21 protein-coding genes and 1 riboswitch are annotated in these 23,136 nt (G+C 74.6%); of the genes, 8 read left to right on the top strand and 13 right to left on the bottom strand.

Annotated elements, in window-relative coordinates; genetic code table 11:
- Positions 1–18: 18 nt before the first annotated feature.
- A complete protein-coding gene (locus D7044_RS08615) occupies positions 19–1,152 on the top strand; it encodes a sensor histidine kinase (protein WP_120688458.1) in 1,134 nt (377 codons plus the stop codon).
- Positions 1,149–1,772: a response regulator transcription factor gene (locus D7044_RS08610; RefSeq protein ID WP_120678608.1), complete on the top strand. Its 624-nt coding sequence runs from the start codon at positions 1,149–1,151 to the stop codon at positions 1,770–1,772. The genes D7044_RS08615 and D7044_RS08610 overlap by 4 nt, the downstream gene beginning before the upstream one ends.
- A gap of 69 nt (positions 1,773–1,841) precedes the next feature.
- On the opposite strand, the gene D7044_RS08605 is transcribed toward D7044_RS08610, so the two are convergent.
- Entirely contained in the window at positions 1,842–2,750 is a 909-nt protein-coding gene (locus tag D7044_RS08605) for a L,D-transpeptidase (RefSeq protein WP_233563169.1), read from the bottom strand.
- A 231-nt stretch (positions 2,751–2,981) separates the two neighbouring features.
- On the opposite strand from D7044_RS08605, the gene D7044_RS08600 reads away from it, so the two are divergent.
- On the top strand, positions 2,982–4,529 hold the full coding sequence (locus D7044_RS08600) for a ferric reductase-like transmembrane domain-containing protein (RefSeq protein ID WP_120688457.1): 1,548 nt from the start codon (positions 2,982–2,984) through the stop codon (positions 4,527–4,529).
- The gene (locus D7044_RS08595; RefSeq protein WP_120688456.1) at positions 4,526–5,995 is read left to right on the top strand and encodes an NADH-quinone oxidoreductase subunit NuoF family protein; all 1,470 of its coding nucleotides are present in this window, start codon (positions 4,526–4,528) and stop codon (positions 5,993–5,995) included. Before D7044_RS08600 ends, D7044_RS08595 begins: the two co-directional genes overlap by 4 nt.
- 96 nt (positions 5,996–6,091) lie before the next feature.
- Here the strand turns inward: D7044_RS08595 and serS are convergent, their stop codons facing one another.
- From serS to D7044_RS08580, 3 genes are all read right to left on the bottom strand, one after another.
- Positions 6,092–7,378: a serine--tRNA ligase gene (gene serS / locus D7044_RS08590; RefSeq protein ID WP_120688455.1), complete on the bottom strand. Its 1,287-nt coding sequence runs from the start codon at positions 7,376–7,378 to the stop codon at positions 6,092–6,094.
- 190 nt (positions 7,379–7,568) lie between these two features.
- Positions 7,569–8,645, bottom strand: coding sequence for a DNA polymerase III subunit beta family protein (locus tag D7044_RS08585; protein ID WP_120688491.1), 1,077 nt, complete (start codon positions 8,643–8,645; stop codon positions 7,569–7,571).
- A gap of 31 nt (positions 8,646–8,676) precedes the next feature.
- Positions 8,677–9,885, bottom strand: a complete 1,209-nt coding sequence (locus D7044_RS08580; protein WP_120688454.1) for a saccharopine dehydrogenase family protein — start codon at positions 9,883–9,885, stop codon at positions 8,677–8,679.
- A 114-nt stretch (positions 9,886–9,999) separates the two neighbouring features.
- Between D7044_RS08580 and D7044_RS08575 the strand changes: the two genes are divergently transcribed.
- On the top strand, positions 10,000–12,981 hold the full coding sequence (locus D7044_RS08575; protein ID WP_411710969.1) for a LuxR C-terminal-related transcriptional regulator: 2,982 nt from the start codon (positions 10,000–10,002) through the stop codon (positions 12,979–12,981).
- On the opposite strand, the gene D7044_RS08570 is transcribed toward D7044_RS08575, so the two are convergent.
- From D7044_RS08570 to D7044_RS08560, 3 genes are read right to left on the bottom strand one after another with little or no spacing between them, the layout of a single operon-like run.
- The gene (locus tag D7044_RS08570; protein ID WP_120678601.1) at positions 12,978–13,526 is read right to left on the bottom strand and encodes a DsbA family protein; all 549 of its coding nucleotides are present in this window, start codon (positions 13,524–13,526) and stop codon (positions 12,978–12,980) included. The genes D7044_RS08575 and D7044_RS08570 overlap by 4 nt on opposite strands.
- Complete coding sequence (locus D7044_RS08565) at positions 13,523–14,020, bottom strand: redoxin domain-containing protein (protein WP_120688453.1); 498 nt, start codon at positions 14,018–14,020, stop codon at positions 13,523–13,525. The genes D7044_RS08570 and D7044_RS08565 overlap by 4 nt, the downstream gene beginning before the upstream one ends.
- 54 nt (positions 14,021–14,074) lie before the next feature.
- Entirely contained in the window at positions 14,075–14,761 is a 687-nt protein-coding gene (locus D7044_RS08560) for a BON domain-containing protein (protein WP_120678596.1), read from the bottom strand.
- 174 nt (positions 14,762–14,935) lie between these two features.
- On the opposite strand from D7044_RS08560, the gene D7044_RS08555 reads away from it, so the two are divergent.
- Positions 14,936–15,574: a maleylpyruvate isomerase N-terminal domain-containing protein gene (locus D7044_RS08555; RefSeq protein ID WP_120678594.1), complete on the top strand. Its 639-nt coding sequence runs from the start codon at positions 14,936–14,938 to the stop codon at positions 15,572–15,574.
- A gap of 116 nt (positions 15,575–15,690) precedes the next feature.
- Here D7044_RS08555 and D7044_RS08550 read toward each other — a convergent pair whose 3' ends face one another.
- Both D7044_RS08550 and D7044_RS32275 read right to left on the bottom strand, forming a co-directional pair.
- Positions 15,691–16,098: a hypothetical protein gene (locus D7044_RS08550; RefSeq protein ID WP_120678592.1), complete on the bottom strand. Its 408-nt coding sequence runs from the start codon at positions 16,096–16,098 to the stop codon at positions 15,691–15,693.
- Between the two features lie 242 nt (positions 16,099–16,340).
- Entirely contained in the window at positions 16,341–16,481 is a 141-nt protein-coding gene (locus D7044_RS32275) for a hypothetical protein (RefSeq protein ID WP_158609361.1), read from the bottom strand.
- Positions 16,482–16,820: 339 nt separating this feature from the next.
- On the opposite strand from D7044_RS32275, the gene D7044_RS08545 reads away from it, so the two are divergent.
- On the top strand, positions 16,821–17,183 hold the full coding sequence (locus D7044_RS08545) for an STAS domain-containing protein (protein ID WP_120678590.1): 363 nt from the start codon (positions 16,821–16,823) through the stop codon (positions 17,181–17,183).
- Between the two features lie 223 nt (positions 17,184–17,406).
- Positions 17,407–17,877: an SRPBCC family protein gene (locus tag D7044_RS08540; protein ID WP_120678588.1), complete on the top strand. Its 471-nt coding sequence runs from the start codon at positions 17,407–17,409 to the stop codon at positions 17,875–17,877.
- Positions 17,878–17,904: 27 nt separating this feature from the next.
- On the opposite strand, the gene D7044_RS08535 is transcribed toward D7044_RS08540, so the two are convergent.
- From D7044_RS08535 to D7044_RS08520, 4 genes are all read right to left on the bottom strand, one after another.
- Positions 17,905–18,423: a hypothetical protein gene (locus D7044_RS08535; protein ID WP_120688452.1), complete on the bottom strand. Its 519-nt coding sequence runs from the start codon at positions 18,421–18,423 to the stop codon at positions 17,905–17,907.
- Positions 18,424–18,548: 125 nt separating this feature from the next.
- Positions 18,549–19,613: a coiled-coil domain-containing protein gene (locus D7044_RS08530; RefSeq protein ID WP_199716539.1), complete on the bottom strand. Its 1,065-nt coding sequence runs from the start codon at positions 19,611–19,613 to the stop codon at positions 18,549–18,551.
- 13 nt (positions 19,614–19,626) lie between these two features.
- Positions 19,627–19,756, bottom strand: a riboswitch (cyclic di-AMP (ydaO/yuaA leader).
- Positions 19,757–19,908: 152 nt separating this feature from the next.
- Positions 19,909–20,823 carry a cation diffusion facilitator family transporter gene (locus tag D7044_RS08525; RefSeq protein WP_120688489.1) on the bottom strand — a complete coding sequence of 305 codons (915 nt, stop codon included), beginning with the start codon at positions 20,821–20,823 and terminating at the stop codon, positions 19,909–19,911.
- Between the two features lie 106 nt (positions 20,824–20,929).
- The gene (locus D7044_RS08520; RefSeq protein WP_120688450.1) at positions 20,930–23,047 is read right to left on the bottom strand and encodes a HelD family protein; all 2,118 of its coding nucleotides are present in this window, start codon (positions 23,045–23,047) and stop codon (positions 20,930–20,932) included.
- Between the last annotated feature and the right edge of the window lie 89 nt (positions 23,048–23,136).

Below are 23,136 nucleotides of genomic sequence, written 5' to 3'. Positions count from 1 at the left end.
ACGGCTAGCGTGAGCCCGATGGACGTTCCGAAGGGTCAGCCCCAGCCGGTGAGCCGAAAGTGGCGGCTCACCGGCTGGTTGCTGGCCGCGGTCTGGCTCTTCTTCCTCAACGTGCCGCTGGGCACGGCGTTGGGACAGGCCGAGCCGTGGAGCAAGTGGCTCGGGATCGGCACGCTGGTCGCCTTCGGGGTGGCGTACGTGCTGCTCTTCGAGTGGGCCCGGGCGCACCGGCAGGCCGGCCGGCCGATCCCGCGCGGCCGGGCCGCTGCCTCGCTGCTGGGGCTGCTCGCCCTCGGCCTGGTCGGCATCCCCGGCACCGGTGCGGACTGGATGACCACGCTGGTCTTCGTGGCCACGGCCGGGGTCTTCCTCCTCCCCGCGGTGTGGGCGCTGGTCGTCGTGGTGCTCGCCGCGCTGACGCCGCTGGTGGCGGGCTACCTGGTGCCCGGCTGGTCGGGGGTGAGCGGGGTCTTCTTCGCCGTGCTGCTCGCCTCGTTCGCCATGTTCGGCGTGGCCGCGCTGGCCCAGCGCAACGGCGAGCTCCGGGCGGCACAGCGGGAGATCAGCCGCTTGGCGGTGGCCGAGGAGCGGGCCCGGACGGCGCGGGATCTGCACGACATCCTCGGCCACTCGCTCACCGTGGTCGCCATCAAGGCCGAGCTGGCCGGCCGGCTGGTGGAGGTCGACCCGTCCAGGGCGGTGGCGGAGATCGCCGAGGTGGAGCAGCTCGCCCGGGCCGCACTAGCCGACGTCCGGGGGACCGTCGGGGCGTACCGGGGGGTGCGGCTGGCCGACGAGCTGGCGGGGGCGCGGTCGGCGTTGACCGCCGCGGGCATCACGGCCGACCTGCCTGCGGAACTGCCGGAGTTGCCGGCCGAGCGGGACACGCTCTTCGGCTGGGCGGTACGGGAAGGGGTGACGAATGTGGTGCGGCACAGCGGGGCGCGCCACTGCACGATCCGGGTGGAGCCGGACGCGGTGGAGGTCAGTGACGACGGCCGGGGACCGACGGCGCAGGCCGAAGCCGCCGGGCACGGCCTGGTCGGCCTACGGGAGCGGGCCCAGCGGCTCGACGCGACGGTGAGCGTCGGCCGTCGCCCGCAGGGGCGCGGGTTCGTGCTCCGGGTCGGCCTGCCGGCGGGTGCCCGGTGACCGAGCCGATAAAGCTGCTGCTCGCCGACGACCAGGCGCTGGTCCGGGGGGCGTTGGCGGCGCTGCTCTCCCTCGAACCGGACCTGACGGTGGTCGCCGAGGTGGGCCGGGGCGACGAGGTGGTGGCCGAGGCGCGGCGGACCGACCCGGACGTGGCGCTGCTCGACGTGGAGATGCCCGGGCTGGACGGGATCGCCGCCGCCGCGGCGCTGCGGGCGGCGCTGCCGGCCTGCCGGGTGCTGATGGTGACCACCTTCGGCCGTCCCGGTTATCTGCGCCGGGCCATGGAGGCCGGTGCCAACGGCTTCGTGGTCAAGGACACCCCGGCGCGCCAGCTCGCCGAGGCGGTCCGCCGGGTGCACGCCGGGCTGCGGGTGGTCGACCCGACGCTGGCGGCCGAGACGCTGGCCACCGGGGCGAGCCCACTCACCGAACGGGAGACCGGCGTGCTGCGGGCGGCGCGGGACGGCGGGACGGTGGCGGACCTGGCCGGCGCGCTGCACCTCTCCGAGGGGACGGTACGGAACCACCTCTCCGCCGCCATCGGCAAGACCGGCGCCCGCAACCGGGCCGAGGCGGTCCGGATCGCGGAGCAGAACGGCTGGCTGCTCGGCGACTGAGGCGGCGCCGGGCGAGGCAGGCGCGGCCGGCGTCTCGGGCGGTGGGTGGTGGTCGCGCCGGCGTCCGGCTCAGGCGGTCGGGGGTGGGGTGGGCAGCTCCTCGACCACCACCACGCTGCTGCCGGGGCGTACCTCGGCGAGCAGTTCGCGCTGGCCGCTGCGGGTGAGCCGGATGCACCCGTTGGTGGTGTTCTCGCCCAGCTCGTCGTCGTTGTACCAGGTGTGCACGCCGATGTGGGCGCCGCGCAGGCCGGCCGGGACCGCGTCGAGGTCGTCGGGGATCGAGCCGAGGGCGTAGATGTCGACGCCGCCGTACACGTCCTCCGGCGGCGGGGTGCGGCCGAGGACGAAGGTGCGGCCCAGCGGTGTCTCCTGCCCGCGCTGGCCCAGGCTCACCTCCCAGGTGCGCACCGCCTTGCCGGCCCGGTACCAGGTGAGCCGGTGCACGCGCCGCTCCACCACGATCTGGTCCCGCAGCGTGACGGTGGTGTGACCGCCGGGCGGAAGCCAGGCGAGCTTCCGGTTGGCCGAGGGGAGCAGGACGGCCGTCCATCCCGACCGCCGATCGGCGATCGGCATGATCAACTCGACCTCGCTGATCGTCGGCGCGAGGAAGGCGATCGGCTTGCCGCCCGGCGCGTCGTAGGCGGGGATCTTCCGGGTCGGGTGCAGCCCCTCGGTGAGCGGTGTGGTGTCCAGGGCGGCCGGGTCGGCCGGGAACCCGGCCGGTGCCGGGTCGTACGTCACCACCGGCAGCCCGGGTGGGGCCGGCGCGGCGGGGAGCACGCTCTCCTCGGGGCTCTGGTCGACCTCGCTCGGCGTCGCCGTGATGACGGGGGCGGCGTTGCTGGCCACCGGTTCCGTCTCGGGGGTCAGCGCCAGGCCGGTGAGCAGCGCGGTGACGAGCAGTGCCGGTATGCCGACACCGGCGGCCAGCCAGCCCCGACGTCCGGAGGATTTCATTCGGTCAAACGGCACAAAATTACTGTACGAGGGTCTAACGCCGCAGCGGGTCGAATACCGCCAAACCCGCCGAGACTCTCCGCCCACGCCCCCGCTCGGCCGGTGCCACACGCGTGATCCCGTCCGCCGGTTCGATCCGGCGAGAAATTTCTTCGGCGGCGGTGATCCGGCCGCCTCGTCGATCCGTACTGGAGGGCGGAGTGCAGCCGGCCGGCGGTCCGCCGCCGTTGGACGATCGAGGAGCAGATGGCCCGGGTCAAGCAGAAGCAGAAGGCGACGCCCGTCCGGACCAGCACCAGCAGCCGGGGCGTACGGGTCTCGTCCGGGTCGGCGATGACCGTGCTGATCGTCTCCGCCCTCGCGGCGTTGTGGGCTGCCGTGATGCTCACCGGCGCCGGCCAGCGGGCGTACGCGTACGGCTTCTTCTTCACCGAGTTCTTCGCCGGGGTGGTGACCCTCGTCTCGCTCAGCCTCACCGTGATGATGGGGCTGCTCGCCACGGACCGGCTGGTCCTGCTGATCCGGCACCGGGTGCTGCTGCAGTCCGCGCACCGGGCCACCGGCGTCCTCGGGGTCGCCGGCCTCGGCCTCCACGTGCTCACCAAGATCGCCACCGGTCGGGCCGCGAGCACCGACGCGGTGGTGCCGTTCGTCTCCGGCACCGGGCTCTACGTCGGGCTCGGTACGGTCGCCGCACTGCTGATGGTGGCCGTGCTCTGGACGGGGATCGTCCGAGCCCGCTTCGCCAACGTCGGTCCGAAGTGGCTGTGGCGGGCGTTGCACTCCACGGCGTACGCCGCCTGGCCGTTCGCCCTGGTGCACGGCCTCAACGCCGGGCGCGCGGCCAAGCCGTGGGTGACGCTGAGCTACCTGGTCTGCGTGCTGCTGGTGGTGGCGGCGCTGCTCGTCCGCCTCTCGGTGACGCTGGGGCGACGCAGCCGCGAGCAGAACCAGGCCGCCGCCAGGAACAAGGCCCTCGCCGGCCGGCCCGCCGAGGAGGGGCGCCGGCCGGTGCTCGGTCTCGGCCGCCGCGGCGAGGCCAAGCGGGCCGCCGAGGCGGCCCGGCAGCGCCGCGACGCCGAGTGGGCGCAGGCCACCGCCGAGATGTCCGTGCCGTCCACGCGGCGCGGCGCCGACCGGTTCGCCGTGCCGGTGGTGCCCGAGCCGGCCGCCGCCCGCGAGCGGACCCGATCGCGCGGACGCCGGCGGGACGAGGAGCCGGCCCGGACCGGTGCGTCGACCTGGCGGACGGGACGGTACCGCGACGAGCAGGACGAACGGGACGAGCCCGCGTCGCGCCGGCCGCGGAACGAGGAGGTCGAGCCGGCGGCACGCCGGTCGCGGCGGCGTCGCGCGCAGGAGCCGGAGCCGACCGGCCGGGTGTCGGCGTCCGCCCGGTCGCGCCGCCGCGCCGACGACCACGACGAGTCCGGTACGGAAGCCCGGATCCCGGTGCCGGCTCGCCGCGTCGACGAGCCGGAGGAGCCGTGGACCAGCCCGAGCCGCTGGGAGGCGACCGAACCCGTCTCCGCCGAGCCGATCTCCGCGCAGCCGACGAGCGGCGGGCGGCACAGCGTCGAGGACGACACGCCGGAGGAGCCCGACTACTGGCGCCCGCCGACCCAGTACCTGCCCGAGGAGGCGCCGGTCGACGACACCCCCACCCTGGTCGATCTGGCGTCCCGGCGAGCCCGGCGGGCCGCCGGCGAAGGACGGGCGAATCGCCGCCGCCGAGCCAACGCCGACGCGGTGGACGGCGCGTACTGGGCCGGACTGCGGGGTGAGGCCAAGTGAGGCGGACGACCGTCCCTCCGGTGGCCTGTGTCGGCGAACCACGGCTGACCGCGGGCTTCGCCGAGTTCGGTCGGCTCGACCTCGCCGCGCACGAGGAGACCCACGGGCCGGTCGGCCCGCTGGAGGCGGCCGGTCTGCTCCGCCTCGCCGAGGGGATCCAGCTCAAGGGCAAGGGCGGCGCCGGCTTCCCGTTCGCCCGCAAACTCCGCGCCGTGCTGGACTCCTGCGAGCGGCAGGACCTCGGCGCCGTCGTGGTGGTGAACGCCACCGAGGGAGAGCCGGCCAGCTGGAAGGACAAGGTGCTGCTCACCCGGGCCCCGCACCTGATCCTCGACGGCGCGGCGCTGGCCGCGTACGCGCTCGACGCCGAGGAGATCGTGCTCGGTGTCACCGACGACGAGGTGGGTCGCGGCTCGCTGATGGAGGCGTTGGCCGAGCGGCGGATGCCCGTCCCCACGAGCGTCGTCACCGTTCCGCACCGGTTCATCTCCGGCGAGGGCGGGGCACTGGTCAACGGCATCAACGGGCTGCCGCACATCCCGCCGGGCACCAAGAAACGCTCCAGCGACTCCGGGGTGAACGGGCTGCCCACCCTGCTCTCCAACGCCGAGACGTACGCCCAGCTCGCCGTCGCCGCCCGGCTCGGGCCGTACGAGTACGCCTCCCTCGGCACCGACGACGAGCCCGGCACCGTGCTGCTCACGGTCACCGGCGCGGCCGGCCGACCGGCGGTGGTCGAGTGCGCGGCCGGCACCCCGCTGCGGGACATCCTCGACCTCTGCGAGGTGCCCGACGGGCCGGGCATCCTGACCGGCGGCTACCACGGAAAGTGGATCACGGCCGAGGCGGCGGCTCGCGCCGAGATCTCGCGCAAGGGCATGGCCGCGGTCGGCGGCACCCTCGGCGCCGGCATCATCGTTCCGCTCGGCGGAGACACCTGCCCGCTCGGCGAGGCGGCCCAGGTGGTGCGCTACCTGGCCGGGGAGTCCGCGGGGCAGTGCGGCCCATGCAAGCGGGGCCTGCCCGACCTGGCCCGGGCGGTGGACCTCGCGGTCGCCGGCAGTCAGCCCGCCGACATCGTCCGGGCCGCCGCCGGTGAGGTGAAGGGACGAGGGGCGTGCAGCCACCCCGACGGTACGGCCCGCTTCGCGCTCTCCGCGGTCGAGGTCTTCGTCGACGACCTGCGGCTGCACGCGGCCGGTGAGGGGTGCGGCCGGCGGGTGAAGGGTGTGATGGGCCTGCCCGGCGCGCCGGATGCGGCCCCCCAGAAGCTGACCCTCGACTGGTCCCGCTGCGACGGGCACGGCCTCTGCGCGCACGTCGTACCGGACTTCATCCGGCTGGACGCCAACGGCTACCCGGCCTTCCCCCCGACGCCGGTGCCGACCTGGCTGCGGGAGGGGGCCAGCAAGGCGGTGAAGGTCTGCCCCGAGTTGGCGCTGCGCCTCACGAAGGTCGACTCGTAGCCGCGTTCCGCAACACGCGTTCCACCTCGCCGGCCAGCCGGCGGCCGCGCGTCGGACGGGAGCCGGCCGTCACCGGCCCCCGTCCACGGCGCAGGCTCAGCGGCCCGGCGTGAGGCGGTCGACGCCCAGCCGGTCGCGGAGCACCTCGGGCACCAGCACCGAGCCGTCGGGCTGCTGGAACTGCTCCAGAATGGCCGGGAAGAGGCGGCTGGTGGCCAGCGACGACCCGTTGAGCGTGTGCACGAACCGGGTCTGCTTGCCGCCCGGCTCGCGGTAGCGGATGGCCGCCCGGCGTGCCTGGTAGTCGCCGGCCCAGGAGACCGACGACACCTCCTTGTACTTGTCCATGCTCGGCATCCACACCTCGATGTCGAGGGTCTTGCGCATGGACGCGCTGGCGTCGCCGGCCGACAGCAGGCTGCGCTGGTAGTGCAGGCCCAGCTTCTCGACCAGCCCCTCGGCGTGGGTGACCATCGCCTCCAGCGCCGCCTCCGCCTGCTCGGGCAGGGTGAACTGGAAGATCTCCACCTTGTTGAACTGGTGGCCCCGGACGGTGCCGCGCTCGTCCGAGTGCGAACCGGCCGCCTCCCGGCGGTAGCACGGCGTGTACGCGAACCGCTTCAGCGGCAGCGTCGTGGTGTCCAGGATCTCGTCCTGGTACGCCCCGAGGATGGCCGTCTCCGAGGTGGGCAGCAGGAACTGGCCACGGGGAGCACCCTCGCGGTCGAGGTGGTAGACGTCGTCGTAGAACTTCGGGAACTGCCCGGCGGCGAAGCCGGCCGTGTCGAGCAGCAGGTGCGGCGGGAGCAGGAACTCGTAGCCGGCCTTGACGTTCTCGTCGATGAGGAAGTTCAGCAGCGCCCACTCCAGCCGGGCACCCATCCCCGTGTACATCCAGAAGCCGGAGCCGCCGAGCTTCACGCCCCGCTCGTGGTCGACCAGGCCGAGCATCCGGGACAGCTCCACGTGGTCGCGGATCTTCTCGATCACCGGCGCCGTACCGAAGGTCTTGACGACCTGGTTGGCCTCCTTGCCGCCCGGCGGCACCTCGTCGGCGGGCAGGTTGGGCAGCTCGCTCATCGCGGTGCGCAGCCGGTCCTGCACCTCGTCCAGCTCGGACTCCAGCTCGGAGAGCTGCTTGCGGCCGGCCTCGGGCGCGACGACCTCCGGCTCGCGGCCGGCCCGCTTCGCCTCCGCGTAGGCCCGTGCCTCTGCCTTGCGGCGCTGCCGATCGGCGTCGATCTCACCGATCAGGGCGCGCCGCTCCTGGTCGAGCCGCTGGATCTCGTCCAGCGCCCGGTTGACCTCGGCGGGATCCAGACGCTTCGCCAGCGCGGTCGCCACCGCCTCGCGATCCTTCCGGATCAACTCCATGTCGAGCATGCTGCTCCGTACGCCTCCGTCCGGCAGTCGGGTGGATCCCCAGATGCTACCGTCGCAGCCCGCCGCGTTCGGGCCTGGGGAGCGCGCCCGGGCCGCCTCGACCGAGCGGGCGGCCCCCGATCGGCGGCCCGCCGTGTCGGCCGGCCGGCACCGTCTCCGCGCGTCGTGGTTCCGGCCGGTGGCGTGCCGGTCAGAGTCGGATCGGCATCAGGATCGAGAGGGCGGCGTCGTCGTCGGGGCGGCGTACGGCCAGCGGGGTGATCGGGCCGTCCAGCTCCAGCACCAGCTGCGGCCCGCCGGCGGCGTCCAGCGCGTCGAGCAGGTAGTCGCCGTTCACCCCGAACCGGAGTCCGCCGTCCGGGCCGGTCTCGTCCGGTTCCAGCACCCGCAGCGCACCCCGCCCGTCGACGCCGAGCACGCTCACCGCGATCGGCGCCCCGTCGTACTCCCGGGCGATCGTCGGCGCGCCCGGTCGACGCAGCGCCGTCCGCAGCGCCGCCACGTCGACCGGGATCCGGTACGTCGGGGCGTCGCCGGCGGCCGCCCGGAGCAGCCGCTGGTAGTCCGGGAAGTCGTACGGCAGCAGCGAGCCGGTCACCGTGCGGCCGGCCACCGAAACCGCGATCGTGTCGCCCTCGACGGTCAACCGGACCGCCGAGGTGAGGTCGGCGCCGCTCTCCAGCAGGGCCCGGACCTCGTCGACGAAGCCGGCCGGGGCGAGCACCCGCACGGCCGGCCCGTCCATCCGGGTGACGTCGGCCCGGGCGAGCGCCATCCGGTGCCGGTCGGTGGTGACCAGGCGGACGCCGTCCGGCGCCACGTCGAACAGGACGCCGGTGAGGGCCGGCAGCTCCGGGTCGGTGCCGACGGCGAACCGGACCGCGTCGACGGCGTACGTCAGCTCGGCGCGGGAGAGCACGACGCGGACGGCCCGGGCGGGCTTCTCGGCGCCGACCAGGGCGCGGATCCGGGAGAGCTCGCGGCGGGCGTCGGCGAGGCCGTCCTCGAGCCGGCGCAGGTGCACGTCGAGCAGCCGGTGCACGGCGGCCGGTTCGGCCCGCACCGCGGCCGCGATCTCGGCGACCGGCATGCCGACCCGGCGCAGCCCGGCCACCAGCCGGGCCGGGGCCAGCTGCTCGTCGGCGTACCAGCGGTAGCCGGTCACCGGGTCGACCAGGGCCGGCACCAGCACCCCGGCCGAGTCGTAGAACCGCAGGGCGCTGACCGTGAGCCCGCTGGCCCTCGCCAGTTCGCCGATGCTGCGCAGTTCGCTCTCCACGTCGACCGATCCTGCCGTCTCAAGCTGGTCGAGGGTCAAGCCCGTCGGTGTCGACCGCCTCCAGCACCCGGAAGGTGATCCCGGCGCGGGTGAGCCGGGTGAGCAGCGCCTCGCCCATCGCGGTCACCGGAGTGACCTGGCCGGCGGTCGGCGGCAGGTCGTCCAGGGCCAGGCAGAGCGCCGACTCGGCGAGCATCTTCGCCGTCTCGTCGTACCCCGGGTCGCCCCCGGCCACCTCGGTGCGTACCCGGCGCCCGCCGCCCTCGCCGACGAACCGGATCCGGAACCACGACTGGGCCCGCCGCTGCGCTGCCGGTCCCTGCCCGGAGGTGAGCCGGCCGAGCAGCCAGCGCCGGGTCGGCGCCAGCCGCACCAGGCCCGCCACGGCGGCCAGGCCGACCCCGGCGGCCAGCACCGTGGGCAGCCGCTTCACGGCGGCGAAGTGCCGGTAGCGGAAGTCGGGACCGTACGCCGGGCAGGTCGCCGCCGAGCGCCGGACGATCTGGGGGTCGATGGTCGGCAGCGGTACCGCCCACATGCCCAGCCCGTCCGGGCGGGTGAGCCGTCCGCGTACCGCGCGGACCCGCCGGCCCTCGGGCCGCAGCTCCGTGGACCGCCGCTGCCGGGCGACCCGGCCGGCCCGGGCCGCCCGGGAGAACGCGATGAGGGTGGAGTGGTACGTGCCGGCGGAGAAACGTCCGCCGGCACGGACGAAACCGTCGACGGTGATCGGCGCGTCGGACGGGAGCTGCCGCACGGTGAACCAGGCGCCCAGGTCGTGCGGGATCGAGTCGAACCCGCAGGCGTGCACGAGACGCGATCCGGTGCGTACCGCCTCGGCGTGGTGGCGCAGGTACATCAGGTCGACGAATTCCGGCTCCCCGGTGATGTCCAGGTAGTCGGTGCCGGCGGTGGCGGCGGCGGCGACCAGCGGCTCGCCGTGTCGGATGAACGGGCCGACGGTGCTGGCGACGACCCGGGTCTGCTCCGCCAGCGCGCGAAGCGTTCGGGGGTCGGTGGTGTCGGCGGTCAGCAACGGCAGCTCGGTCAGCGCCGGGTCGATCGCGGTGAGCCGGTCGCGGACCGCCGCCAACCGGTCGGAGTTGCGGCCGGCGAGCGCCCACCGCAGCCCTGCCGGCGCGTGCCGGGCCAGGTATTCGGCGGTCAGCCCGCCGGTGAAGCCGGTCGCGCCGAAGAGCACCACGTCGTACGCCCGCTCTCCAGCCATCCCGCGAGTGTGCCACCCGCCATCGCGCCATTCGAGAGGGCTGTCCGGGATATCCCGTCAAGTCCGGTCTGCACCCTCGGCCCGTTCAGGGGTGAACGGGCTCGCCCCGAAGGGGTGAACGGCCCCGCGCCGGGTATCCGCCCGCCGACCGGGGGGTGGAACGCGTCCGTGGGGGTGGGCCGGATGCCGGAACAGCGAAGCGCCGTACGCGTGGGGACGGCGGACGACGTCCGGCCGCCGCTGCTCGCGTCCCGCCTGCACCCGCCCGCGCTCGGCGAGTCGGTGCTGGCCCGGCCCCGCCTGCTGCGCCGGCTCGACGCGGGCAGCGCCGGGCCGGTGACGCTGGTCAGCGCGCCCGCCGGCTGGGGCAAGAGCACCCTGCTCGCGGCCTGGACCCGGCTCGTGGGAGGCAGCTCGGGCGAGGGCGCCGAGGTGCGCCCGGACGGCAGCGTCGTCGAGGCGGCCCGGCCGGTGCCGGCCTGGGTGTCGGTGGAGGCGGGCGACGACGGCGACCGGCTCTGGTCGTACCTGGCGGCTGCGCTCCGGGCCGGCACGGGCCCCGGGCGGGACGGCGCGCAGGTGCCGGACCGACCGCCCCGGCCGGATCAGCTGGAGCTGCTGGCCGCCGGACTGGCCGCCCGGGAAGAGCCGGTGCTACTGGTCCTCGACGACCTGCACCGGGTCACCGACCCGGCCGCGCTGACCGGGCTGGACTTCCTGCTCCGCCACGCCGAGCAGCGGTTGCGTCTCGTGGTCGGGGCGCGGGCCGGGCTGCCGCTGGCCGTGCACCGGCTGCGGTTGGCGGGAGAGCTGACCGAGATCGGTCCGGACGAGCTGGCCTTCACCGACGACGAGGTGGCCGACCTGCTGACCGCGCACGGCGTGGCGCTGACCGGGGCGGCACTGCACCGGCTGCGGGAGCGGACCGGTGGGTGGCCGGCGGCGCTGCGCTTCGCCGCGCTGGCCTTGCAGCGGCAGCCCGACCCGTCGCGCTGGGTCGAGCAGTTCGGGGGCGACCAGCCGGACGTCGCCGGCTACCTGCACGAGGAGGTGCTCGCCGCGGTCGAGCCGGCGGCCCGCGAGCTGCTGCGGCGCACCGCGCTCGCCGAGACGGTCTGCGCCGACCTGGCCGACGCGCTCACCGGCGGGTCGGACGCCGAGCGGACGCTCGCCGACCTGGCCGGCGACGGTGGCCTGCTGCGTCGCGACGAGAGCCGCCCGCCCTGGTACCGCTGCCACCCGCTGCTGGCCGACCTGCTCCGGGCGGAGCTGACCCGGCTACCCGCCGACGAGCTGCGTGAGCTGCATCTTCGGGCGGCCGGTTGGTACGCCGACAACGGCCGGCCGGCGGAGGGGCTGCGGCACGCGCTGGCCGGCGGTCACTGGGACCGGGCGACCGAGATCTTCGTCGCGCAGTGGCCGGAGCTGGCCCCGTACGACCGGTCCGACTTCGGCGCCCCCGCGCCGGCGCCGCCACCACCCGAGGTCGTGCGCCGCGATCCCGAGCTGGCCCTCGCCTGCGCCGCGGAGCGGGCGCACGCCGGTGACCCGCAGGCCGCCACGGCGCACCTGCACGCCGCGGTCGCGGTCGCGGACACCCTGCCCGCCCAGCGCCGGGACCGTTTCCTCCGGCTGGCCACCGCGGTGGAGCTGACGCTGGCCCGGCTCGCCGGCGACCACGCCGAGGTGCGCGCCGCGGCCGCGCGGCTGATCCGGGCGCACCCCACGCCGCCTGGGCCGTCCAACCTGGCTGCCCCGAGCGGGGAGCCCGCCACCGGTCCGGCCCAGCGCTCGGCCCCCGCCGTCCGCGCACCGGAACCGCTCGCCGCGCCGGTGGCCGGCGGGCCGAGGGGCAGCGCCACCGAGGACGCCGAGCTGCGGGCGTTCGCCGGTACCGCGCTCGGGCTCGTGGAACTGGCCGAGGGGCAGCTGCCCTCGGCGCGGTTCGCCCGGGCGCTGGGTGCGGCGCGGGAGGCGGGCCGGCTCCGCGTCGAGCTGGTCTGCGCCAGCCGCTCGGCGCTGCTCGACGCCGTGCAAGGGAGGTTGCGGGCCGCCGAGGCGTCCGCCCGGGCCGCGTTGGCGATGCCGCCCTGCCACGGCTGGGCCTGCCGCCTCGACTGCGCGTACGCCCAGCTGGCGCTGGCCGTGGTGGCTCTGCACCGGGACCAGCCCGAGGAGGTCGCCGGGAACCTGGCGCTGGCCCGGGCCGCGACCGGGGAGTCGGAGACGCCGGCCGGTGCCGGGAGTGCCGTGGGGGAGACCACGGCCGCGGCGGTCGCCGCGCTCTGCCGGGCGCAGCTGCTGCACGACCGGGGTGAGGTGGCCGCCGGTCACCGGCTGCTGGCCGAGGCGCGGCACCGGATCGCGGACCGGCCGGCCGCCGTGGAGCTGGCCTACCAGCTGCTGGCCGCGGACGCGGACCTGCTCGGTGCCCGGGGTGACCTGGAGGCCGCCCGGGACCTGCTGGCCGGGCCGCTGCGGGACCAGGTCGAGCCGCTCGCCTCGGTCGCGGTGGCGCTGGCCCCGGTGGCGGTGGCGCTGGCCCGGGTCGAGCTGCGCGCCGGTGACCCGCGCGCGGCCGCTCGGGCCCTGCCGGACTGGGCGGCGCCGGAGGCGGAGCGGTGGTCGCTGCCGGTACGCGTGGACGCGGGCCTGCTCGACGCGGTGCTGGCGCGCCACGGCGGGGACGAGCGCCGGGCCGGCCGGACGTTGGAGCGGGTGCTCGACCTCGCCGGTCCGGAGGGCGTCCGGCGGGTCTTCACCCGCGCCGATCCGGCCGTGCGGGATCTGCTCGCCGCGCACCTCGACACCGGCACGGCGCACTGGTCGATGGTCAGCGACCTGGTGCGGGGCGCGGACGAGCCGGCCGAACGGGGGCCGGTGGAGCCGGGGCCGACGCTGGAGGAGCCGCTCACCGAGCGGGAGCTGACCATCCTGCGCTACCTGCAGAGCATCCTGTCCAACGTGGAGATAGCCAGTGAGCTGTCGCTGTCGGTCAACACGGTGAAGACCCACGTGCGCAACATCTACCGCAAGCTCGACGCGACCCGCCGGCGAGAAGCGGTCCGGCGGGCGCGCGAGCTGCGGTTGATCTAAGTGTCGGCCGCGGCGTCGACGGCGGCGAGCAGGTCCGGCAGGGCGTACCCGCCGTCGTGCCGGGCGTCGTTGACGAAGAGGGTCGGGGTGCCGTTGACCCCGCTGCGGATCCCGCCCACGAAGTCCCGGCGTACCCGGTCGGCGTGGGCGTGCCGCTCCACCTCGGCGTCGATGTCGTCCGGCGGCATGCCGAGCTGTTCGACGCCGAGCGACAGGTGCACCGGGTCGAGCTGGTCCTGGTGCTCGTAGAGCCAGTCGTGCATCTCCCAGAACCGGCCGCGGACCCCGGCCGCCTCGGCCGCCTCGGCCGCGCTCTCCGCGTACGGGTGCACGTTGGCGATCGGGAAGTAGCGGTAGACGAGCCGTACCGTGCCCTCCCGCTGCCGGAGCAGCTCGGTGAGGTTCGGGTACGCGGCGCCGCAGTAATGGCACTGGAAGTCGCCGTACTCGACGATCGTCACGGGGGCGTCGGCCGCGCCCCGAACATGGTCGGATCCGGTCACCGGCGTACGCAGACGGGCGGTGACCTGCAGCGGAGTCGTCATCCGACCCTCACCTCCCCGCTGGCGCGCATCCGCTCCAGCGCGTCGAGGATGCCGTCCGCGCCCGGGTTGACCTCCGGCGGGTAGAGCTGGGACCAGGCGACCGCGCCGTCCGGGTCGACCACCACGAGCGCCCGCGCGGCCTCACCGCTGCGGGTGTACGCGCCGTACGCGCGGGCCACCTCCCCCTTCGGCTCGAAGTCCGCCAACAGCGGGAAGCCGACGCCCTGGTCCTCGGCGAACGCTCGGTGCGACCACAAGCTGTCCACGGAGATGCCCAGCACGGCCGCCCGGTACTGGTCGAACTCCGGCATGGCGGCCTGGTAGAGCGCCATCTGGTCGCCGCAGACCGGACTCCAGTCGGCCGGGTAGAACGCGAGCACCACCGGTCGGCCGCGGTACTCGCGGACGCCGGTGCGCCGCCCGTCCGGGGTGGCCGGCAGCGCGAAGTCCGGCGCCGGCCGCCCCGGTCCGATCAGCCCGTTCGGATCAGTCATGACTCCCACGCTCGCCGCCGGCCGGGTGAAGTCGGCTCACCCTGCCGGGGTGGTTCAATGCAGGACCGGGGCGACGGCGATGTGGTTCTGCACCTCCCGGATGCCCGGCGCGGACCAGGCCACCCGTTCCACCTCGGCACGTTCCGGGATCGAGTGCACCAGACCGGCCAGTAGCACCGTGTCGCCGTGCACCCGCACCGTGACGTGCTCGGACTCGGTGGCCCGGCTGCGGGCGAGGGCGTCGACGATCCGCTCGGCCAGTTCGTGCCCGTCCGCGCGGATCGACGGCCGCACGGTGATCCCGTTGCTCAGGCCGCGTACGCCGGTGAGTCGGCTGACCGCCCGTTCGGCGGCTCGCCGCTGGTACTCCCACTCCACCTCGCCGTGCAGGGTCACCCAGCCGTCCGAGACGGTGACCTGCAACTGCTCCAGGGGTACGAACGCGTCCCACTCCAGGGCGTGCCCGACCGCGCCGGCCACCTCCGGGTCGGCCCGCTCCGCTCCGCCGGGCAGCTGCACGGTCAGATCGTTGGCGACCGCGCGGACCCGGGGGACCCGGTGCGCCGCCCGCTCGGCGGCCCACTTCTTCGCGTAGCTCTCCACCCGGCCGGTGAGGGTGACAACGCCCTCGGAAACGGTCACGCCGATCTCGTGCGGCCGGACCCGTGGCTCCCAGGTCAGCTCGTCGAGGACGTCGGACTGGATCTCCTGATCGGTACGGGTGACGGTCTCGGTGGCCATCGGCTCCCTCCTCGTCTCGCATGGGGGCTTCCGCAGGCACGGCCGCCCGGGGGCGATGCTGCCGCCGGTCGGGGTGAGCCACCCTCGCCCGACCCGGGTGATCGCGGTCCGACGATCTTGGAGGTGGCGGTCGGGGTCTAGGCTCGCGTGGTCCCACCCCGAAGGAGGTACGACATGGCTGCGATCAGAACTGCCTACCTGACGGCCGCTCGCTCGGCCGTGCGGCTGCTGGGCGACCCGGCGGTCGCCGAGCGCTGGGACCAGCCGAGCGCGCTCGCCGAGTTCGGTGTCGCCGGCCTCGCGGGGCACCTCGCCTCGCAGGTCTTCCAGGTCGAGGCGGTGCTCGCCGAGCCCGTGCCGGCCGGTGATCCGATAGGTCTGCTCGACCACTACGCGCGTGGCAGCTGGATCGGCGCGAGTGTCGACGACGACGTGAACGTGGGCATCCGCCGGGTGGGGGAGGGGATCGCGCAGGAGGGGCCGCAGGCGTTGGCCGCCCGTACGGCCGAGGCGGTGCAGCGGCTCACCGAGGCGTTGACCCGGGAGCCGGCGGGGCGGGTGGTGCACCTGGCTCGGGGGCCCTGGTCGCTCACCCTGGACGACTTCCTGACCACCCGCCTCATGGAGATCGCGGTGCACTCCGACGACCTGGCGGTCAGCGTCGGTGTGGCCACTTCAGAGCTACCCGTCGACGTCTTCGAGCCGGTGCTCTCGTTGCTGGCTCGGCTGGCGGTACGCCGTCACGGCCAGCCGGCGGTGCTGCGCGCCCTGGCCCGCGCCGAACGCGCGCCGGAGCGGATCAACGCCATCTGACTCGACCTGATGTCGGGGTGTCGTCGAGGTGCCGGACACCCCGACATCAACGAACCCGGGGTCGTTCATCCCCTGCGGATGCGCGGCGGGCCGGTCGGGACCGTCCTTGCTCGGGCTCAGGTGTCGAGGTTGGCGGGGGAGTTGGGGCGGTCCACGTCCACGAAGTCGATGTCGTCGACCGCGCGGTCGTCCCGGCTGCCCGCGGCCCGGGCGGCGGTACCCGCGGCCCAACCGATGGCGGCGCCGACCAGCGCCACACCGATCAGCAGCGTCCACGGCAGCGCCGGACGTCGACCGGCGAGCGCGTCGAAGGCGAGGGTGGCCCGGCGGCGGGCCTCGTCGGCAGCGTTGCCCACGACGTCACCTGCTCCGTCACTGAGCCGGTGTCCGCCGCGTTGCGCGGAGCGAGCGGTGCCTCGGACGGTGTCGCCGGCGGTGTTGACGCTGGAGACCAGGTGCTGCCACGCCTGGTCCGCGATCCGCTCGGGTCTGCTGCGGCGGTCCAGCAGGGTCGTTCCGAACATCGGGATTACCTCCTCGGTGCGCCGGCCACGGCGGGCGGGTCGGCTCCCGGCCATCCGGATCGGCGCGTCACGGTTCGCCTACCCGCCAGTGCCCCGCCCATCGGCGCCCCAAACCCGCCGAATCACCCCAGCCGGACCGCCGAAGTGGTGGGGCCTGACGGCCGGGGTCGCGCCGGGTTCACCATGCCCCGGCGGCCGGCCGCGCTCGGGCGGCCGGCCCGTTCGAGACGGAGATGGGGTGGTCAGCGCACCGAGACGACGGCGGCACCCCGGGCGAAGTCGTCGTCATCGTCGTCATCGTCTCCGCTGCCACCGAAGCCGCAGGCCAGTACGAGGGCGAGCAGGGCACCGACGCCGGCCAGCCCGGCCAGTCTCTTGATCATTGATCATCCCCTCTGTCGTGGACTCCCGGCCGATGCTAGGCCGCCCCGGCAAACGCACCCGCGCCGTGCGAAATCGGATCATGGGTCCGGACCCTTACCGGCCGCGTCGTTTCCGCCCGGCTGGCGCGGACCGGCTACCCTGGGCGGCGGTGCGTCGGTCCGAGGGGCCGTCGAACGAACAGACGAAGAGAAGAATCCGGACAAGGGTGACGAGATGTGCCCTGATCCGCGAATTGCTCATCCCCCGGGGGTGGCGACCGAGGCCATCGGAGGAATACTCTCGGTCGCGGCCCGCGTACTGATGAGGCGCCCGGGGGACGGGCGGGTGGAGGTGCTCGCGTGAGCCTGTCGATCGTGAAGTCGGTACTGTCCGGCGGTGTCGTGGAGATCGCCCCACGCGGCGAGATCGACGTCGACACCGCGTACGAGGTGCGTGAAGCGATCGCCGAGGTGCTGGCCAAGGGGCATCCGGCGCGCATCGAGCTCAACATGCGCCTGGTCACCTTCATCGACTCCGTCGGCATCAGCGCGATGGTCGCCGGGTTCCAGACCGCCGAGGTGAGCGGCGTCAAGCTCGTGGTCACCGAGCCGAGCCGGTTCGTGCACCGGCAGCTCTGGGTGACCGGCCTGCTCGGGCTCTTCGGTGCTCCGGAGCCCTACTACGCCGGCACGGCCACGCCCGAGGTGCTCCCCGGCGCCTGAGCCGCGCTCATCCCCGACCGGGCTCGACAACCCTCTCGTCGAGGCCGGAGAGGTCCACGTCGCCGGCTTCGCTGACGCCGCCGACCGGCTGCGGAGTCCCACCGGCTGATCGCCCGGCCGACAGGCACCCGAAGCCGCGGTATGCGCTCCGGAGGCCGCTCAGCCGTTGCCACCTGGCCCCTGGTGGGTGAGGATCGGGCGACCGGCGACGGCGGGAGACGGTGTGCTCAGGCGGGACTCCTTCAGCTACAGCGTCCAGGCGCGCTGCTCGCCGTCGGACGCCGCCGCGCTCCTCGGCGACCTCGACCGGCAGGGCGAACTGCACCCGCTGATCGTCCGGGTCCGCCGGCTTCCGCCCCGCCCCGGCGCGCGGGCCAGCTACACCGTCAGCGACCGGCTCACCGCCGGACCGGTGCGGTTCCGGGTGCGGTACCAGGCCGACGTGCTGGTCCAGGCGGAGGACGAGATCGTGACGGTGGCCCGGCAGTGGCCGGCCACCACCGTGCGCAGCCGCGCCCTGCTCCACACCGAGGCGGACGGGCAGCTGCGCATCGACGTCGAGATCACCCTCGCCGCGCCCGCGCCGCTCTTCGCGTACGCCTTCCGGCAGGCCCGCGCCGCGCACCTGACGCTGGCGAACCGGCTCGCCGGTGCGCTCGACCGCGACCGGAAGGGACCGCCCGCCACGTCCTGACCGACGCCGGGGGTTTGGTGGAGCCGGTCAGGCGCCCGCGCGGCCGGCCACCGGCGAGCGCCGGCCCGGCGCGGGCGACCCGGTCCGGCGCATCCGCCCCCACGGCTTGTACGTGGAGAGCACCGTCGCGATGACCATCAGACTGGTCGACACGGCGGGCGCGATCACCAGATCGGCCCGGTCCCGCGCCGGGAGGGCGGCCCCGAGCTCGCCCGCGGCGCGCAGGTTCGGGGTGAGCAGAAAGAGCACCAGCACGACCATCGCCGTGGTGATCAGCAGCTTCACCAACACCCAGCGGTACCGGAGGAGCTTCCACGGGGTCAACAGGGCGCTGGCCACGCCGACCGTCCACACCGCGACGGCCAGCGGGGCGAAGAGCACCGTGCCGATCAGCGCGGCCACCGGATAGACCACGTCCGGGTCGGCGCCGCGCAGCACCGCCACGCCGAGGGTGAGCAGGACCAGGTCCGCGCCGAGCCACCCCAGCGAGGTGACCAGGTGCAGCGTGAGCAGCGCCTTGCGCGCGGCGGGCGGTGTTCGGGTCATGTCCGTGATGCTGCCCGCGCGGGCCGGCCGGATCGTCCGCCGAGCGACGACATCCCGGGTACGTCCCGGGACGTACCGCCTCCGGCGGCGCGGGTGGCCGGACCGGGCCACCCGCGGCCGCGAGGTCAGTACACCGAGAGGTGCACGTGGTTCGTGTGGTCGCTCGACGGGTCTCCGCCCGCCCCGCTGTACGACTTCCATCCGCTGCTGGGCAGCCAGATCTGCCGGTACCAGATCACGTAGAGCACCGCGAGCCGGTCGGAGTTGCGGATGAAGTACGCGGCCAGGTTGTTGCCGTACGTCTTGTCGCCGCCGGTGGCGTCGCCGCCGAACCCGTTCTTCTGCGCGGCGAAGTCGCAGGCCCGGCCCTTGGGGTGTTCGCCGGAGCCGCCGTTTCGGTGGCAGGAGACGTAGCGGGTGAAGCCGGCCGCCTTGGCCTGGTTGAGCGCGTGCAGCATGCGTGGGGTGATGCAGCCGCTCGCCGGTGTCGGGTCGTTGACGCTGCACGACTCCTTCGGCCAGGAGCCGTCGGGGTTGCGTGGCGCCGGTGCGGCGTTCGCGGTGGAGGTGCCCCGGTTGGAACCTCCGGCCGTGGCGCGGACCGTGTTGGCGTTGGCCACCTCGATGGCCCGCTCGGCCTGCTGCTTGCGCTTCGCCATCACGGCGACCTGCTTGCGCTGCTCCTTGATCTCACCGTCCAGCGCGGCGCGGGTCCGGTTCGCCGTGTCCCGGGTCTCCATCAGCTCGCGCAGCACCCGGTCCTCGTTGGCGGCGACGGCGTCCAGGGCGGCGGCGCGGTCCATGAAGCCGTCCGGGCTGGTGCTGTTGAGCAGCGCCGAGATGGTGCCGAGCCGGCCGGTGCGGTAGGCGACCCCGGCGATCTCGCCGACCTTGCCGCTGCGCTGCGCCAGTTCGGTGTCGGTCGTCCGGAGCTGCGCGGTGAGCTGCTGCTGCCGCTGGGTCGAGCGGGCGAGGGCCGCCTTCGCGTCGAGCCAGCCCTTGCTCGCCGCCTCCAGTTGGGCGCGGAGCGCGGGGGTGCCGCCCTCGGCGTCGTTGCTGGGAACCGCGGCGGGCAGGGCCGCTGGGGGAGTGGACGCGGTGGCGGTGCCGGGGCTGAGCGCGACGGCGAGGGCGAGCGTCGCGGCGATCAGGGCCACCATCCGGGCGGCGCGTCGTCGTACGGGTGCCACTACTGGCATGCGCATGTCCTTCCGCCAGCCGACCGGGTTAGCTGACGGGTTCGGGACGGAAGATCCCTACCGCTCGCGCGGATGCACCCCAGGAACGTGGTTCCCCGGCTCGCCGAACGTCGGCGATTAGGCGTTGGCCGCCGCCGGCGCCCGTGAGCGCCACCTACCGGAGGCCGGAGCCGAGACTACCGGGGCCAGCGAGCCCTACGCAGCAGATGTGACTCTCGGTGCTGCTGTGGTCACCGATAATTCCGGCATACCGGACAATACACTCCCAGAATTAAGGATGTGCTCATTACCACTCACAGGACCCGCAGGCCCCGGGTGTCGCGCCCGGCTCGATCTGCAACGTGGCGTGCTCGATGTGGAAGTCCTCGTGCAGGGCGGTCCGCGCGGCGGTGAGCACCGTGCCGACGTCGGCGCCGGAGGCCATGGTGAGGTGCGCGGAGGCGACCTCCATGCCCGAGGTGAGCGTCCAGACGTGCAGGTCGTGGACGCCGGCCACACCGGGCACGGCCGCGAGCCGATCGTGCACCGCCGTCACCTGGAGGTGCTTCGGCGCGGCCTGGACGAGGATGCGGACCGCCGCCCGGCCGAGCTTCCAGGTGCGCGGCAGGATGAACACGCCGATGGCGATCGCCACCAGCGGGTCGGCCCACCACCAGTCGGTGACCGTGATGAGCAGCGCCGCGCCGATCACGCCGAGCGAGCCGAGCAGGTCGCCGAGCACCTCGAGGTAGGCGCCCTGGAGGTTGATGCTCTCCTTTGCCCCGGGCCGCAGCAGCAAGAAGGCGACCACGTTGGCCAGCAGGCCCAGCACGGCCACCGCCAGCATCGGGCCGGCGAGCACCTCCGGCGGGTCGCCGAAGCGGCCGACGGCCTCGATCACCACGTAGACGGCGACCCCGGAGAGCAGGACGGCGTTGGCGAGCGCGGCCAGCACCTCGAGTCGGTAGAGCCCGAAGGTGCGCTGCGGGTCCCGGTTGGCGTGCCGGGTCGCGGTGATCGCGGCGAGGGCCATGCCGATGCCGAGCACGTCGGTGAACATGTGCCCGGCGTCGGAGAGCAGGGCCAGCGAGCCGGTGCGGAGGGCGGCCACAGCCTCGACCACCATGAGGACGGCCAGCAGTCCGAATGCCGCCCAGAGTCGGCCACGGTGATGCTGGGCGGCGTTCGCCACCGTCTCCTCGTGGCCATGACCCGCGCCCACGAAACCACCCTCCGTCGACGGTTCGGACCGGTCAAACATATGCTCACATCGCAATGTATGCAACCGTCGGCCATGCGCGACGGCCGAACCGAGAAGTCGGGGAACGTCAGCCGGTCGGGTCGACCGTGCTCAGCCGCTGGGTGGCGCGGGAGAGCGCCACGTAGAGCGTCCGGACGCCCGAGCCGGGATCCGCCCGGATCTCGCTCGGCGCGACCAGCACCACCCCGTCGTACTCCATACCCTTCGCCTCCAGGCTGGTCACCACCTGGAGGCGGGACCCGCCCCGCGCGCCGAGCCAGCCGGCCACCTCGTTCCGGCGGGGCACCGGCGTGATCACCCCGACCGTCCCCTCCACCTCGTCCAGCAGCGTCGCGGCCGCCGCCACCGTGGCGCTCTCCAGCTCCGCCACCGGCACCGCCAGCTCGACCGGCTCGACGCCGGTGGAGCGGACCGCGGTGGGCAGCGCCAGGTCCGGGTCGAGCCGGCGGATCTCGGCCGCCGCCACCGCGAAGATCTCCGCCGAGTTGCGGTAGTTGGTGGTGAGCGTGAAGTGGTGCCGGCGGCGCCGGCCCAGCGCCTGGTCCCGGGCCCGGGTCAGCTCCGCCGGATCACCGGTCCACGCCGTCTGCGCCGGATCGCCCACCACCGTCCAGGACGCCAGGCGGCCGCGGCGACCGATCATCCGCCACTGCATCGGCGAGACGTCCTGCGCCTCGTCCACCACCACGTGCGCGTACTCCCGGTAGTCGGCCGGGCGCTCCCGCGCCGCCTCCCGGGCCGCCCGCTGCCGGTCGGCGTAGGTGCTCAGCTCACGCACCCCGCCGGCCAGCTGGAACGGATCCCGCTTCGCCCGGGACGGCCGCACCGGCTTGCCGAGCAGCGCGTCGAGCTCGTCCAGCAGCGCGATGTCGGCGATCGTCAGCCCCTCGCCGTCCAGGGTCCGGTACGCATTCGTCAGCAGCCGGATCTCCGCCCCGGAGAGGACGCCCCCGGCGTACCGGCGCAGCCGCTCGGGGCTCGCCAGCCAGCCCAGCACGTGCCGGGGGTGCAGCCGCGGCCACCAGGCCTTGAGGAACTCCCGGAACTCCGGCCGGTCGGCGATCTCGTCCTCGAAGGCGCGCTGCTCCGGCAGCCGGCCGATGTTCAGCCGGCGAGCCTGCGCCCAGAGCGCCGCGAAGACACCGTCGAAGCCTGCCCGGCGCACCTCGTTACGGCGCGCGCCCCGCGGCAGCGCACGATCCCGGATCGCGTCCAACTCCCGCCGCTCCAGCCGCAGCAGTTCGCCGCGGTAGAGCAGGCGCAGCTCCGTCGGCCCACCCGGTACGGCGTCCCGGGCCGCGCGCTCCAGCACCCGGCGCATCCGCAGCGAGCCCTTCACCGCGGCGACCTCGGGCGGGTCGGTCCGGGTCGCCGTCATCCCGGGGAAGAGCGTGCCCAGGGAGTGCAGGGTGGCGGTCTCCTCACCGAGGGAGGGCAGCACCGAGGCGATGTACTCGACGAAGACCGAGGAGGGGCCGACGACCAGGATGCCGCCTCCGGCGTACCGGCTGCGGTCGGAGTAGAGCAGGTAGGCCGCCCGGTGCAGGGCGACGGCCGTCTTGCCGGTGCCGGGGCCGCCGGAGACGATCGTGACTCCGGAGCCGGGGGAGCGGATCGCCTCGTCCTGCTCCCGCTGGATGGTCGCCACGATGTCCCGCATGCCCCGGCCGGTGGCCCGGGAGAGCGTGGCGAGCAGCGCACCGTCGCCCACCACCGCCATCTCCGGCGGCGCGGCGCCCGGATCGAGCAGGTCGTCCTCGATCCGTACGACCCGCTCCCCGCTCGACTGGATCGTCCGGCGGCGCACCACGCCCTGCGGCTGGGCCGGCGTCGCCTGGTAGAAGGCGGCTGCCGCCGGAGCCCGCCAGTCGACCACGAGGCTGGCCGCGTTCTCGTCCCGGATGCCGAGCCGACCGACGTGCAGCACCTGATGGTCACGCAGGTCGAGCCGGCCGAAGACCAGCCCCTCGTGCTCGGCGTCGAGCGCGTGGCGCCGCTGCGCGGCGTGGAAGACCATGGCGTCCCGCTCGACCAGAGCGCCGAAGTTCCCGACCCGGGCGAGCCGGTAGCCGTCCCGTTCGGCGCGGACCGCCGACCGCCGCAGCTCGGCGAGTCGGGCGTACACCCGGTCGAGATGCCGCTGCTCGACGGCGATCTCCTGCTCCAGGGTGGTCTGGTCGGTCACGCTCGCTCCTGATCCCTTGCCGGCGGCGGGCACCGCGGTACACCACGGGCCGCACGTCGGGCCAACCGAACGAGGGTACGGCCCCGACC

Source organism: Micromonospora musae (genome assembly GCF_003626635.1).
Classification (GTDB): Bacteria; Actinomycetota; Actinomycetes; order Mycobacteriales; family Micromonosporaceae; genus Micromonospora; species Micromonospora musae.
Note: the sequence above shows the minus strand (reverse complement) of the source record. Positions and strands in the feature narration are given on the sequence as shown.